Source organism: Bradyrhizobium sp. 22 (assembly GCF_000482425.1).
Classification (GTDB): Bacteria; Pseudomonadota; Alphaproteobacteria; order Rhizobiales; family Xanthobacteraceae; genus Bradyrhizobium; species Bradyrhizobium japonicum_B.
Window position 1 is genome coordinate 2,816,301 of the sequence record NZ_KI519399.1, and the last position, 13,732, is coordinate 2,830,032.

12 protein-coding genes and 2 riboswitches are annotated in these 13,732 nt (G+C 67.2%); of the genes, 11 read left to right on the top strand and 1 reads right to left on the bottom strand.

Annotation, left to right across the window (positions count from 1 at the left end; all coding sequences use genetic code 11):
- The 8 genes from K410_RS0114540 to cobT all read left to right on the top strand — a co-directional run bounded on the left by K410_RS0114540 (position 1) and on the right by cobT (position 7,196).
- Positions 1 to 1,182, top strand: coding sequence for a bifunctional cobalt-precorrin-7 (C(5))-methyltransferase/cobalt-precorrin-6B (C(15))-methyltransferase (locus K410_RS0114540; protein WP_028135561.1), 1,182 nt, complete (start codon positions 1 to 3; stop codon positions 1,180 to 1,182).
- On the top strand, positions 1,179 to 1,547 hold the full coding sequence (locus K410_RS0114545) for a cobalamin biosynthesis protein (RefSeq protein ID WP_028135562.1): 369 nt from the start codon (positions 1,179 to 1,181) through the stop codon (positions 1,545 to 1,547). Before K410_RS0114540 ends, K410_RS0114545 begins: the two co-directional genes overlap by 4 nt.
- Complete coding sequence (gene cobM / locus K410_RS0114550) at positions 1,544 to 2,326, top strand: precorrin-4 C(11)-methyltransferase (RefSeq protein WP_028135563.1); 783 nt, start codon at positions 1,544 to 1,546, stop codon at positions 2,324 to 2,326. Before K410_RS0114545 ends, cobM begins: the two co-directional genes overlap by 4 nt.
- Positions 2,326 to 3,636 (top strand): cobyrinic acid a,c-diamide synthase CobB, encoded by a 1,311-nt coding sequence (locus K410_RS0114555; RefSeq protein ID WP_028135564.1) that lies wholly within the window; start codon positions 2,326 to 2,328, stop codon positions 3,634 to 3,636. The genes cobM and K410_RS0114555 overlap by 1 nt, the downstream gene beginning before the upstream one ends.
- Positions 3,633 to 4,364, top strand: a complete 732-nt coding sequence (gene cobA / locus K410_RS0114560) for a uroporphyrinogen-III C-methyltransferase (RefSeq protein WP_028135565.1) — start codon at positions 3,633 to 3,635, stop codon at positions 4,362 to 4,364. The genes K410_RS0114555 and cobA overlap by 4 nt, the downstream gene beginning before the upstream one ends.
- A gap of 45 nt (positions 4,365 to 4,409) precedes the next feature.
- Positions 4,410 to 4,628, top strand: a riboswitch (cobalamin riboswitch).
- Between the two features lie 37 nt (positions 4,629 to 4,665).
- Complete coding sequence (locus tag K410_RS0114565; RefSeq protein ID WP_028135566.1) at positions 4,666 to 5,343, top strand: energy-coupling factor ABC transporter permease; 678 nt, start codon at positions 4,666 to 4,668, stop codon at positions 5,341 to 5,343.
- A 40-nt stretch (positions 5,344 to 5,383) separates the two neighbouring features.
- Positions 5,384 to 6,133: a precorrin-6A synthase (deacetylating) gene (gene cobF / locus K410_RS0114570; RefSeq protein ID WP_028135567.1), complete on the top strand. Its 750-nt coding sequence runs from the start codon at positions 5,384 to 5,386 to the stop codon at positions 6,131 to 6,133.
- 10 nt (positions 6,134 to 6,143) lie between these two features.
- Positions 6,144 to 7,196 (top strand): nicotinate-nucleotide--dimethylbenzimidazole phosphoribosyltransferase, encoded by a 1,053-nt coding sequence (gene cobT / locus K410_RS0114575; protein WP_028135568.1) that lies wholly within the window; start codon positions 6,144 to 6,146, stop codon positions 7,194 to 7,196.
- Here the strand turns inward: cobT and K410_RS0114580 are convergent.
- Positions 7,189 to 7,761: a histidine phosphatase family protein gene (locus K410_RS0114580; RefSeq protein ID WP_028135569.1), complete on the bottom strand. Its 573-nt coding sequence runs from the start codon at positions 7,759 to 7,761 to the stop codon at positions 7,189 to 7,191. The genes cobT and K410_RS0114580 overlap by 8 nt on opposite strands.
- Positions 7,762 to 7,834: 73 nt before the next feature.
- Positions 7,835 to 8,036: riboswitch (cobalamin riboswitch) on the top strand.
- Between the two features lie 115 nt (positions 8,037 to 8,151).
- Here K410_RS0114580 and K410_RS40380 point away from each other — a divergent pair.
- The 3 genes from K410_RS40380 to K410_RS0114595 all read left to right on the top strand — a co-directional run bounded on the left by K410_RS40380 (position 8,152) and on the right by K410_RS0114595 (position 13,718).
- Complete coding sequence (locus tag K410_RS40380; protein ID WP_028135570.1) at positions 8,152 to 10,509, top strand: TonB-dependent receptor; 2,358 nt, start codon at positions 8,152 to 8,154, stop codon at positions 10,507 to 10,509.
- Between the two features lie 12 nt (positions 10,510 to 10,521).
- Positions 10,522 to 11,937 carry a PepSY domain-containing protein gene (locus K410_RS0114590; protein WP_028135571.1) on the top strand — a complete coding sequence of 472 codons (1,416 nt, stop codon included), beginning with the start codon at positions 10,522 to 10,524 and terminating at the stop codon, positions 11,935 to 11,937.
- Positions 11,938 to 12,116: 179 nt separating this feature from the next.
- Positions 12,117 to 13,718 carry an ABC transporter substrate-binding protein gene (locus tag K410_RS0114595; protein WP_028135572.1) on the top strand — a complete coding sequence of 534 codons (1,602 nt, stop codon included), beginning with the start codon at positions 12,117 to 12,119 and terminating at the stop codon, positions 13,716 to 13,718.
- Positions 13,719 to 13,732: the final 14 nt, after the last annotated feature.

Consider the following 13,732-nt stretch of genomic DNA (forward strand, 5'->3'; position numbering starts at 1 on the left):
GTGTCTGATCCCTGGCTGACCATCATCGGTATCGGCGAAGATGGCCTTGCCGGCCTGTCCGAGGCAAGCCGAAAGGCGCTCGATGAGGCCGAAACCGTGTTCGGCGGTGGGCGGCACCTTGCGCTTGCGGGCGTGACGGCGCGTGGCCGCCTTTGGCCGGTGCCATTTGATGCAGAAATCGTGCTGGGATGCCGCGGCCGGCCGACGGTGGTGCTCGCCTCCGGCGATCCTTTTTGGTATGGCGCCGGCGCAAGCCTTGCGGAGAGGCTTGAGGCGGGTGAGTGGATCGCGCATTCGGCGCCGTCGACGTTCTCGCTGGCTGCGGCGCGGCTAGGCTGGCGCCTCGAAACGACTGTTTGCCTCGGTCTCCATGCGGCACCGTTCGAGCGTCTTGTGCCGCATCTGGCGCGGGGGGCACGCATCATCTGCCTGGTGCGCGATGAGAACGCGGCAAGTGATCTCGCGAGATGGTTGACGGAGCGCGGATGGGGCGCCTCCGCATTCTGGACCCTTGCTGCGCTCGGCGGACCGCATGAAAGTATTCGCGAGCATCGCGCTGAGAGCTGTCCAACGGTTGTCCCGGGAAAGCTCGTTGCTGTCGCGCTGGAGGCGAGGGGGGCCGGCGGCCTGTCTCGCAGCTCGGGCCTGCCGGACGCTCTCTTCGCTCACGACGGCCAGATCACCAAGCGTCCTGTGCGCGCGCTGGCGCTCTCGGCGCTGTGGCCCTTCGCAGGCAGCACGTTGTGGGACATCGGCGCCGGCTCGGGCTCGATTTCAGTTGAATGGGCGCTGTGTGGCGGGACGGCAATCGCCGTCGAGGCGCGTGAGGACCGCGCGGCCAACATCCGCAGCAATGCGGAAGCGTTTGGGCTGGCTCACAAGATCACTGTCATCACGGGGAGGGCGCCCGAGGCTCTCGCAGGGCTGAAAGCGCCGGATTCCGTGTTTATCGGTGGCGGGCTCAATGAGGCGATGTTCGACGCCATCTGGTCGCGGCTTGCGCCGGGGGCGCGGCTGGTCGCACATTCCGTCACGCTGGAAACCGAAGCGCTGTTCGGCGAGCTGCACCAGCGCCATGGCGGCGAGCTGATGCGAGTCGAGATCGCGCATGCCGCGCCGCTTGGCCGCTACCGCTCCTGGGAGACGGCACGTCCGGTGGTGCAATGGAGTACGGCCCGATGAAAGTCGCCGGACTCGGATTTAAGAGTAATGTGACGCTGGCCTCGCTGCGGGAGGCGCTTGTGGCGGTGGGTAGCCTCGAAGGCCTCGACGCGGTGGCAACGGTCAGCGACAAGGCCGATGCGGAGGCGCTGCAGCAGCTCGCACGCGAGTGCGGTGTGCCGATCAAGGCTGTTCCGGTTGACATGTTGACCGGTATCGCAACGCCGACCCAGTCACATCTCGTGATGGAGAAGTTCGGGACCGGGTCGGTCGCAGAAGCCGCGGCGCTCGCGGCGGCTGGTCCTCGGGCCCGGTTGATTGCGACGCGCGTGATTTCGCAGGATCGCACCGCAACCGCCGCGATCGCGGAAGGAGACGGCGCATGACGGTGCATTTCATCGGCGCCGGGCCGGGCGCACCTGATCTGCTGACCTTGCGTGGTCGTGACCTGATCGCGGCCTGTCCGGTCTGTCTCTATGCGGGCTCACTCGTGCCCGAGGGCGTTCTGGCGCATTGCCCGCCCGGCGCGCGTATCGTCAACACGGCGCCGCTGTCGCTCGACGACATCATCGCGGAGATGGCCGCCGCGCATGCAGACGGCAAGGACGTCGCGCGGCTGCATTCCGGCGATCTCTCGATCTGGTCCGCGATGGGCGAGCAACTCCGCCGCCTGAGCGCGCTCGGCATTCCCTTTACGGTCACGCCAGGTGTGCCGTCCTTCTCCGCCGCTGCGGCAGCGCTGGAAGCCGAGCTCACGCTGCCGGGTCTTGCCCAGACGGTGGTGTTGACGCGCACACCGGGCCGCGCCAGTGCGATGCCTGACGGCGAGAAGCTGGCCGCGTTCGCCGCAACCGGCGCGGTGCTCGCGATCCATCTGTCGATCCACCTGCTCGATCAGTTCGTGGCCGAGCTCACGCCGCATTATGGCGGCGATTGCCCGGTCGCGATCGTCTGGCGCGCGAGCTGGCCGGATCAGCGCATCGTGCGCGCGACGCTGGCGACGCTCGATGCCACAATCGGCACGGAGATGGAGCGCACTGCGCTGATCCTGGTCGGCAAGACGCTTGGCGCTGCGGATTTCGACGAGAGCCGTCTCTATGCGGCCGACTACGACCGCCGCTATCGGCCGGTCGGAGCCGAGCCGCGCTTTCCGGAGGCGTCGTGATGCCGGCAGGCCTCGTCATCTCCGCACCGGCCTCCGGCGTCGGCAAGACCACGCTGACGCTGGCGCTCGCGCGGGCCTGGCGCCATCGCGGGCTGAACGTGCAGTGCTTCAAGAGCGGGCCGGATTACATCGATCCCGCCTTTCACGCCGCCGCTACGGGACGCGCCTCCGTCAACGTTGACAGCTGGGCGATGGATCGCGGGACGATCGCACATCTCGTTAGCCGCGGCACGGATGCCGATATCGCGCTCGCCGAGGGCTCGATGGGCCTGTTCGATGGCGTCGCCGCGCGCGGCGTCTGCGGCACCGGGGCCACCGCCGACATCGCGGAGATGCTGGGCTGGCCGGTGCTGCTGGTGATCGATCCCTCGGGCCAGGCCCAGACCGCCGCCGCAATCGCCGCGGGCCTGCGTGATTATCGTCCCGGCGTCAGACTTGCCGGCGTCGTGCTCAATCGCGTCGCCAGCCCGCGCCACGAGGATCTGGTGCGTCGCGCGCTCAACGATGCCGGCATCGCCGTGTTCGGCGCGCTGCCGCGCCATGCCGAGATCAGCCTGCCGAAGCGGCATCTCGGCCTGGTGCAGGCGGAGGAGCAGGCGGAGATCGGCAAGCTGATCGACGAGGCCGCGCGCTTCGTCGCCGAGCATGTCGATCTCGATGCGGTGCTGCGCGCGGCCGCGGCCTGGTCGCCGCAAGCGGCGGCGAGCGGCCTGAATGTGGCGCCGCCGGGACAGCGCATTGCGCTGGCGCGTGATGCCGCATTCTCCTTCGTCTATCCGCATATGCTGGAAGCCTGGCGCGCGGCGGGCGCCGAGATCGTGCCGTTCTCGCCGCTGGCCGATGAGACGCCGAACGCAAGCGCTGATGTGTGCTGGCTGCCGGGAGGCTATCCCGAGCTTCATGCCGGCAGGATCGCGTCCAATGTGCGCTTTCGCGGCGGCCTGCGTGCCTTCGCCGAGACGCGGCCCGTGCATGGCGAATGCGGGGGTTACATGGTGCTGGGGGCCGGGTTGACCGACGCGGACGGTGTCCGCCATGAGATGACGGGCCTGCTCGGCCTCGAGACCAGCTTTGCCAAACGCCGCATGCATCTGGGCTATCGCCTCGCGGCGCTCGCCGCGCCGATGCCGGGATATCGCGCCAGTGCGCGTCTGCGCGGCCACGAGTTCCACTATTCGACAATTCTCGCCCAGCCTGACACGCCGCTGGCGGTCGTGCATGATGCCACCGGCGCCGTCATCGCCGAGACCGGCTCGCAGCGCGGCCATGTCAGCGGCACCTTCTTTCATCTGATCGCGGAGGACCGGTGAGCGGGTTCGTTTCCTTCGTCTCCGCCGGGCCCGGCGATCCCGAGCTGCTCACGCTCAAGGGCGCCGCGCGGCTGCGCGAGGCCGACGTCGTGCTCTATGACGATCTCGCCTCGGGCGCAATCCTCGATCTCGCCCGGCCGGGCGCCAATCTGGTCGCGGTCGGCAAACGCGCAAGGCGGCCCTCGACCAAGCAGCATCACGTCAACCGCCTGCTGGTCGACTATGCCGCAACAGGGGCGCGCGTGGTGCGGCTGAAGTCCGGCGATGCCGGCATTTTCGGCCGGCTCGAGGAGGAGATCGAGACGCTGCGCGAGGCCGGCATCGGCTATGAGATCGTGCCCGGCGTCACCTCGGCCTGCGTCGCCGCCGCGCAGGCCGGCATTCCCCTGACCCGGCGTCACACCTCGCGCCGGGTGCAGTTCATCACCGGCGCCGACGTCACCGGCGAGCTGCCGCCGAATCTGAACTGGGCGGCGCTGGCCGATCCCGAGGCGACAACCGTGGTCTATATGGGCCGGCGCACCTTTCCGGCGCTTACCGCAAAATTGATCGCGCACGGCCTCGCCGCGGAGACCCCGGCGCTGGTCGCCGAATCCCTCGGCCGGTCCGACGAGCGGCTGGTCCGCACCACGATTGCCGAGCTGGCCGAGCAGCTTGCCCGCGGCGGTGCTCCTTCGACCGCCGCCGTGATCCTGTTCGGCGCGCTGGCCGGGGATTATCCGTCGTGATCGCCCCGGCCGCGCCTCGCCCCTTGACGCCGGCTCGGCGAAAGGGGCACACAGGAGCGGCAAGGTGCTCTACGCGGCGCAAAGCGCCGGAGCATAATCGGGAATGGGGATGGGCGGACCAAGTCGCGGCGCCCAAAACCCCAGCCGCCCCCGCGACTGTAAGCGGTGAGGGACTTCGATCAGCCACTGGGCCGCAAGGTTCGGGAAGGCCGGAGAACCCAGTGAACCGCGAGCCAGGAGACCGGCCCTGCACGTTTTGAGGCCAAGGCCGTCGGGTGTGACGGCAGGAAGGATCTGAGCCATGCATATCGAACCCGGTCTAGTGACGGGCGCCAAGCTCGTGCTGAGTTACGCAACCGGCATCGCCGCAGGCGGCGTTGCCTTGAAGCTTGCAGCCGAAACCGTGCGCGAGCAGGGCCTCGGCTCGTTCGCAGGCCGGACGCTCGCCACCACGATCCTCGTCTTCATCTTCTTCGAGATCCTGCCGCACTTCCCGGTCGGCGTCTCCGAGGTGCACTTCATCCTCGGCTCGACCTTGTTCCTGCTGTTCGGTGCCGCGCCCGCGGCCTTCGGCCTCGCGTTCGGCCTGCTGCTGCAGGGCGTGCTGCTGGAGCCGGTCGACCTGCCGCAATACGGCATGAACGTCACCACGCTGCTGGTGCCGCTGTTCGCGATCCAGGCCATCGCCTCGCGGATCATCGCCCGCAACACCGCCTATGTCGATTTGAAGTACGGCCAGGCGCTGGCGCTTTCGACGACCTATCAGGCTGGCGTGATCGCCTGGGTGGCGTTCTGGGCGCTCTATGGCTCCGGCTTTGCGATGAGCAATCTCGCCAGCATCGCGACGTTCGCCGCCTCCTATGCGCTGGTGATCGTGATCGAGCCGCTGGCCGATCTCGCCGTGCTGGCGGCGGCGAAGTCGCTGCGCGGCGTCACCGCGCCCGGCCTCGTCACTCCGCGCCTGCACAACGCAGCTTGACTGAGACAAGGGGCGGCCGTCATGGCCGCCCCGACGCGCGATGCTCACGCTTTCCCTGATCGGCATCGGTTGCGGCGATCCCGGCCAGCTCACGCGCGCCGCCGTTCAGGCCATCAACGCCGCCGACCTCATCCTGATCCCGCGCAAGGGAGCGGCGAAATCCGATCTCGCCGATCTCAGGCGGACGATCTGCGCGGATGTGCTCACCAGCGACACGACAGCCATCGCCGAGTTCGATCTTCCCGTGCGCGATGCTGCCGAGGCGGATTACCGCAAGGGCGTGGACGACTGGCACGATGCGGTCGCCGTGACCTGGTCGCAGGCGATCGCAGATCATCTCGGAAGCGGCGGCAAGGTCGCGCTGCTGATCTGGGGCGATCCTTCGCTGTATGATTCCTCGCTGCGCATCGCGCGGCGGCTCGCTCCCTTGCCCAGAATCGAGGTCGTGCCCGGCATCACGTCGATCCAGGCGCTGTGCGCGGCCCATGCGCTGCCGCTGAACGATATCGGCGAGCCGTTCCTGGTCACGACCGGGCGACGCCTGCGCGAAGGCGGCTGGCCGCAAGGCGTCGACACCGTGGTGGTGATGCTCGACGGCGGCACCGCATTCGAATCGTTGGATCCGGCAGGGATTCACATCTATTGGGGCGCCTATCTCGGCATGCCCGATCAGATCATCATGTCCGGCGCCCTCGCCGAAACCGGCCCGCGCATCGTCGCGGCACGGCAACAGGCGCGCGCGCGGCATGGCTGGATCATGGACAGCTATATTCTCAAGCGCAGGCGTTAAGCGAGGCAGCATGCTCCCCGAATGGGTCACCCGGAACTGCCCCGCGATCTCCGCGCTTCATCGCGAGGCGGCGATCGCGCGTCAGGCGCAGCTGACGAAGCCGACCGGCGCGCTCGGCCGGCTCGAGCAGCTCGCGATCGAGCTCGCCGGTTTGCAAGCGACCGAGCAGCCGCGCGCGGCGCGCGTGCCGATCATCGTCTTCGCGGGCGATCACGGCATCGTCGCGCAGGGCGTCTCGGCCTATCCGCAAGCGGTCACCATCGCCATGATGGCGAATTTCGCCTCCGGCGGGGCTGCGATCTCGGTGCTGGCGCGCGAGCTTGGCTCGCGCCTGGAGGTGGTCGATGCCGGCACGCTGGCGAGCGAGGCGATGACGGGCATCGTCGTCGACAAGCCGCGCCACGGCACGCGCGATTTCAGCGTGGAGGCCGCGCTCACGCCGGCCGAGCTGGCGTTTGCCTTCGAGGCCGGCCAGCGCGCGGTTGCGCGGGCGGAGGCCGACCAGCCCGATCTGTTGATCTTCGGAGAGATGGGCATCGGCAACACCACGACGTCGGCGGCGATTGCGGCGAGCCTGCTCGGCATCAGCGCCGAGGAGATCGCGGGCAGCGGCACCGGCGTCGATGCGGCCGGCCGGGCGCACAAGGCGCGCGTGATCGATGCCGCGCTTGCGCGTCACGGCGTTGCGGGCGCTGCGCCGGAGAAGATCCTGTGTGCCGTCGGAGGGCTCGAAATCGCCGCGATCTCGGGCGCGATCATCGCCGCCGCGCAGCGCCGCGTCCCCGTGCTGATCGATGGCTTCATCGTGTCGGTCGCAGCGCTTGCAGCGGTGCGGCTAAATCCATCATCTGAGCCCTATCTGCTGCCGTCGCACCAATCGGCCGAGCAGGGCCATCGTCTGGTACTGCGCGCTTTGAACGTGCAGCCGCTGATCAGCCTCGATCTCAGGCTCGGGGAGGGATCCGGCGCTGCCATCGCGCTGCCGCTGGTGCGGTCGGCCTGCGCGCTCCACAACGGCATGGCGACCTTTGCAGAGGCCAATGTGCCTGACAGGCCTAGCTGATCCGCTGGTTGACCGAGACGACGCGCCAGTCGGCCGCGAGCCGATCGATCCGGGTCAGCGACAGCGGCTCGATCACGAAACGCAAGGCGGCCTGCGGCGTCAGATCGAGCGCGATGCACAGCGCGGCGCGGATGGTGCCGGAATGCACGACCAGCGTGGCTGGTCCGGCTGCGATCCGCGACAGACCGAGCCGCACGCGCGCGACCTGATCCGCAAAGCTTTCGCCGCCCGGCGGCCGTCCACCGGCCGGATCGTCCCAGAACTGCGCATAGGCCGCGCCGCCGGCGGCAGCGAGCTCGTCGTGCCGATGGCCGGTCCAGTCGCCGAAATCCTGCTCGCGGAATTCGCTGACCTGCTCCGGTTCGAGCCCCAGCGCACGCGCCGTGTCGACCGTGCGCCGCGCCGGGCTGGCGTAGCTCGCAGCGTGCCGCGGCAGGCGCTGCCGCAGCGCCTCCAGCTGCGCACGATCGCGGAGATCTGCCGGCGCATCGGCGGCATGGATCGTCCCTTTGACGCCATCGACCGGCGCATGCCGTATCAGCCAGAGGAAGGTCTCGCCTTCCATGCTCTCATCTCCGAGGAAGTTGTTCGCTGTGGCAATAACGCCGCAACTGCACATTGACTCCGTTGTGACGGTAATCCTAGATGCTCGCGACGGTTTCCCCGAGAGGGGATGAAAAGGGAATGCGGTGCGGGGACGTTGTCCCCAATGCCGTGGCTGCCCCCGCAACTGTGAGCGGATAATCCTTCGTCACAAGCCACTGGGTCCTCGGTCCCGGGAAGGCGACGAAGTGGTGATGACCCGCGAGCCAGGAGACCTGCCGTCAGCCGTGGTCACACGCGAAGATGTCGGTCGGGGAGTACAGACATTCGGCTTCATCGGATGGCTGCAAGGCCAAAGGTGAGACCTCGTTCGCTGTGACGTGCCACTGACGTCATACCGAGGTTTTGTGCCGTGTCTCCTGTTTGCATCTTACGACCACGCCGCGTCCTGCTTGCCTCCGCCGCCCTCACATCCTTGGCCGTGCTCGATCTGCCCGCCGCGCTGGCGCAGCAGGTTCGCGAGCCGCTGCCGCCGGTCGAGGTGTCGCCGGCCCAATCCCGCAAACCGGCCAGGTCAACCGGCCGGGAGGCGCAAAGCCCGCGCCGCGCGGCGGCGCGCAGGCCCGCCGCTGCATCCACAGCGCCCAAGCCGCTTGCCCCGGCTGCGACGGCGCAGACGCCGCTCAACTCCAATGCGGTGGCCGAAAGCGCCTCGCGGCTCGGCCTGACGGTGCGGCAGACTCCCGCGACCGTCGAGGTGATCTCGGCCGAAACCATGCGCGAGCAGGGCTACCGCACCGTCTCCGACGTCGCCCAGGGCGCCGTCGGCGTTACCTCCGGAGACAATCCCGCGGAGCCTTCCGCCTTCTCGATGCGCGGCTTCACCAACAGCCAGATCAACACGCTCTACAACGGCATCAAGATCGGCCCGCAGAACATGACCTCGCGGATCATGGATACCGCCAATCTGGAGGCCGTGGAATTCCTGAAGGGCCCGGCCTCGCTGATCTCGGGCGAGGGCGCAGCCGGCGGCGCGATCAATTTCGTCACCAGGCAGCCGCATACGGGACCGATCCGGAACGAGGCCGATTTCTCCTGGGATTCGCTGAACTCGTTCCGCGCGCATTATGGCTCGGGCGGCAGCACCAACGTTCAGGGCCTCGACTACCGCTTCGACATCAGCCGCGCCGCGCTCAACGGCTTTGCCGACGACACCAACACCAAGATGCTGGATGTGTCCGGCCAGCTCAACTACCGCATCTCCGACAGCCTCAAGGTCTGGGGTGCGATCGAGTACCGCGAGGATCGCGGCAAGGCCTATTGGGGCGCGCCGCTGGTGCCGATCGCTTATAGCGGCTCGCATGCGACGAGCGGCATCGTTTCGGGCAATTACGTCTCGAACTACAACAAGACCAATCTCGGCGCGGTCACCATCGACGACCGCACCTTCAACACCAACTACAACGTTCTCGACAATCGCAATGTCGCGCAGGAAGTCTGGCTGCGGGGCGGTTTTGAGCTGAAGCTCGCGCCCGATCTCACGCTGAAAAGCCAGGCCTATGGCTATGGCGCGGAACGCAGCTGGTTCAACAACGAGGTCGAGGCGTTCAATTCCGCAACGAACCTGGTCGATCGCGAGCGCTTCTACGTCGCACACAGCCAGCGTCTCGTCGGCAACATCACCGACCTGATCTGGGACACGAACATCGCAGGCTTCGACAATCGGCTGGTCACGACCTTGTCGTCGAGCTATCTCGATTTCGTCAGGCCGGGCGCGGCAAACTTCCCCGGCGATTCCGTTTCGCTGGTCGACCCTAACCGCGGCTTCTATGGCCTGCTGACGACGCAGCAACAGACCGCGCGGATCGACAACGAAGCGCTCTCCTTCGAGGACCGGCTGAAGCTGACCCGGACCTTCGCGCTGATCGGTGGCATCCGCGTCGAGCATATCGGACTCGATCGCAACTCGACCGACTCCGCCGGGGTCGTGAAAGCGGGCTTCCCGTACACCAAGGACTGGGCGCCTGTGACGGGGCGCATCGGCTACACCTGGGACGCGGTGCCCGGATTGACTTTCTTCAGCCAATACGCGACCGGCGCGGACGTGTCGGCCAACAACATCTTCCTGCTCTCGCCGACCCAGCCATTGGACCTCACCACCGCGCGCACCTATGAGACCGGCGTCAAGCATCTGTTCTGGGACAACAGGGCGGAGTGGTCGTTCTCGGCCTACGACATCGTGCGCAAGAACGTCTATGCCGCGGCCGGCGGCCAGGCGCTCAACATCGCCGGGCGGCAGGAGTCCAAGGGCGTCGAGCTTGCGGCGTCGTTGCGCCCGATCGAGCCGCTGCGGCTGTGGGGCAACATCGCCTATGTCGATGCGCGCTATGCCGACTATAATTTCGCCGGCGGCTCGTTCTCCGGCAACACGCCGCCGAACGTGCCGCGCATCGTCGCCAATGGCGGCGCGTCCTGGCGCTTCTTCACGCCCTGGCCGGTGGAGCTCGGCATCACCGGCCGCCATGTCGGCGACCGCTACAACACCGATGCCAATGTGGTGACGATGAAGGCCTACACCGTCGCCGACGTCTATGCCTTCGTCGACATCCCCAAGACGGTGTTGGGCGCGGTCGACCATGCCCGCCTGACCTTCCGCGTCCGCAACATCGCCGACAAGCGCTATGCGATCTGGGGCGATCCATTCTATCCCGACCAGATCCTGCTGGGCGCGCCGCGCACCTACGAGCTCTCGGCGGCGTTCAAATGGTAGGATGCTGACCGCATGATGGGCGCGGTCGTCCTGTTGCATCGCTGGCTCGGCATCGCGTTTTGCCTGCTGTTCGTGATGTGGTTTGCGACCGGCATCGTGATGCACTTCGTTCCGTTTCCGTCGCTGACGGAAGCGGAGCGCTTTGCCGGCCTCGCGCCGGTGGAGCATGCGGAGACGAGGATTTCGATCGCCGACGCGGTCGCCGCGAGCGGAATCAGCGATGCCACGCGCGTGCGTTTGGTCGAGCGGAGCGGCGGATCGGTCTACATCGTGTCTGGCCCATCGCGCGTCCGCGCGGTTCGTGCCGCCGACGGGCAGGACGCAGCTTTGATCTCCGCGCTTGCCATCGCGCAGGATCACGCCCGCCGCCGCGGGCTCGATGCCGCGCGGGCCGGGATCGTGGCGCTGGAAGACTACGATCAGTGGAGCGTGCCGAACGGCTTTGACCGCCACCGGCCCTTGTTTCGCATCGCGCTCGGCGATGCCGCTGGAACGGAGGTCTATGTCTCGTCGCGTACCGGCGAGGTCGTCCTCGATACCACGCGAGGCGAGCGCGGCTGGAATTGGGCCGGCGCTGTGCTGCACTGGATCTATCCCACGGCCCTGCGGAGCAATTGGTCGCTGTGGGATCGCGTTGTCTGGTCGCTGTCGCTGCTGGCCTTGCTCGCGGCTGCGCTGGGCGCGGTGCTCGGAATGGTACGGGTCAGAATGCGAGGTTGCATGATCTCGACGCCCTACCGCGGCTGGCATGCGCTGCATCACCTCGTTGGCCTTGCGGCAACGGTCTTCGTGCTGACCTGGATCTTCAGCGGCTGGCTTTCGATGGATCACGGCCGGCTGTTCTCGCGCGGAGAGCTGAGCCCTACCGAAGCCGGCGTGATGAACGCGGCACCGGACTGGACGGCGGCTCCGTCATTCGATCGAGAGTCGACAGCATCGCCGGTCCGCGAGGTTGAATGGTTCGCCTTCGGCGGCCAACTCTATCGCCGCGATCGCTCCGCCCTCGGTGTCCAGACCCTGGCCATGGCAGGGGATGCCTCCCGCGCGGAATTTCTGACTGCGCGCGAGGTCGAAGGGCTGGCGGTGCGGCTCGCTACTGGATGCAGTACGCCGTCGGTCCTGGCCGGAAACGACGATTATCCTGCACATTCCGACGTCGCCGGTGCTCCCGTCTTTCGCGTCCGCTGCGGCGATCTCTGGTTCGACATCGACGGTGCCGGCGGCCAGGTGCTGCAACGCCTGGATGCGTCGCGGCGCGCCTATCGCTGGTTCTACAGCGCGCTGCACACGCTCGACTTTCCCGTACTCATGGCGCGCCCGCTTCTGCGCGATGTTCTCATCGTCGGGCTCTGTGCGCTGGGTTTCGTGTTCTCCCTGACCGGTGTCGTGATCGGTTGGCGGCGCCTGCGGCTCTCGCTGATGGTCTGACCCAGGCGAACCAGCCGCGATCCCGACGCGGAGCGCATGCCGGGGCGGCCCAAATCGCAATGAGATCCTGCTGGCGAAGGGCCGGTTCGTGGCATACCATTTGCAAGCCAATGAGCTCTGGTTTCACCTGCCTTTGGCCAACGATGGCCGGCAATCACGGCATTACTGGGAGGGACTTCATGGATCGCAGGACCGTATTGAAGGGACTGGCTGGCGCGGGCGGTCTGGCATTGACCGGCCTCTCGGCCCCGGCCATCGCGCAAGGCGCATCGGCCCGCACGCTGCGGTTCGTGCCCCAGGCCAATCTCGCCAATTTCGATCCGATCTGGGGCACGCAATATGTCGTGCGTAACGCCGCCGCGCTGGTCTGGGACACGCTCTACGGCATCGATTCCACGCTCCAGCCGCAGCGCCAGATGGTCGCGTCCGAGGAGACCTCCGACGACGGCAGGATCTGGACGTTCCGCTTGCGCCCCGGTCTCAAGTTCCATGACGGCGAGCCGGTGCTGGCCAAGGACGTGGTCGCGAGCCTGTCGCGCTGGGCGGCGCGCGATCCGATGGGTCTGATGATCATCGCGATCCAGCAGGAGCTGACGGCCGTCGACGACCGCACCTTCAAATGGGTCTTGAAGCAGCCCTTCCCGAAAATGCTCTACGCGCTGGCCAAGAACAATGCGCCGTGCTCCTTCATCATGCCCGAGCGCATTGCCAAGACCGACCCGTTCAAGCAGATCACCGAATATGTCGGCTCGGGTCCGATGAAGTTCGCCAAGGGCGAATGGGTGCCGGGCGCCAAGGCGGTGTTCGAGAAGTTCGCCGATTACGTGCCGCGCCAGGAGAAGGCATCCTGGCTCGCCGGCGGCAAGCAGATGATGGTCGATCGCGTGGAGTGGATCGTGATGCCGGATCCGGCCACCGCCGCCGCCGCCCTGCAGAACGGCGAGGTCGATTGGTGGGAGAACCCGATCGCCGATCTCGTGCCCGTGCTGAAGAAGAACAAGAACATCAGCGTCGATATCGGCGATCCCCTCGGCAATATCGGCTCGTTCCGCATGAATCATCTGTTCGCGCCGTTCAACGATGTGCGCGCGCGGCGCGCTGTGCTAATGGCGATGAACCAGGAAGACTACATGCGCGCGATCGTCGGCGACGATAACGCGTTGTGGAAGTCGCTGCCTGGCTTCTTCACGCCGGACACGCCGCTCTACAGCGAGTTGGGCGGCGAGATCCTGAAGGGCAAGCGCGATCTCGACGCCGCCAAGAAGCTGCTCGCCGAGAGCGGCTATTCCGGCCAGCCGGTGACGTGCCTGGTTGCGCAGGACCAGCCGATCACGAAGGCGCAAGGCGACGTCACGGCCGACCTCCTCAAGAAGCTCGGCATGAATGTCGACTTCGTCGCGACCGATTGGGGCACGGTCGGCTCCCGCCGTGCGGCGAAGACGCCGCCGGGGCAGGGCGGCTGGAACATGTTCCACAGCTGGCACGCCGGCGCCGACTGCATCACGCCGGCTGCCTACACCGCCATCCGCGCCAACGGCGACAAGGCCTGGTTCGGCTGGCCCAACAGCCCGAACACCGAGAAGGAGATTGCGGGCTGGTTCGAGGCCAAGAATCTCGAAGAGGAGAAGGCGGCGATCGGGCGGGTCAACAAGGCGGCACTCGAGGATGTCGTCTACGCGCCGACCGGCTTCTTCCTGACCTATACGGCATGGCGCAAGAACGTCTCCGGCATCACCAAGGGACCGCTGCCGTTCTTCTGGGGCGTGTCGAAATCCGCATGATGCCGCGCTGAGGC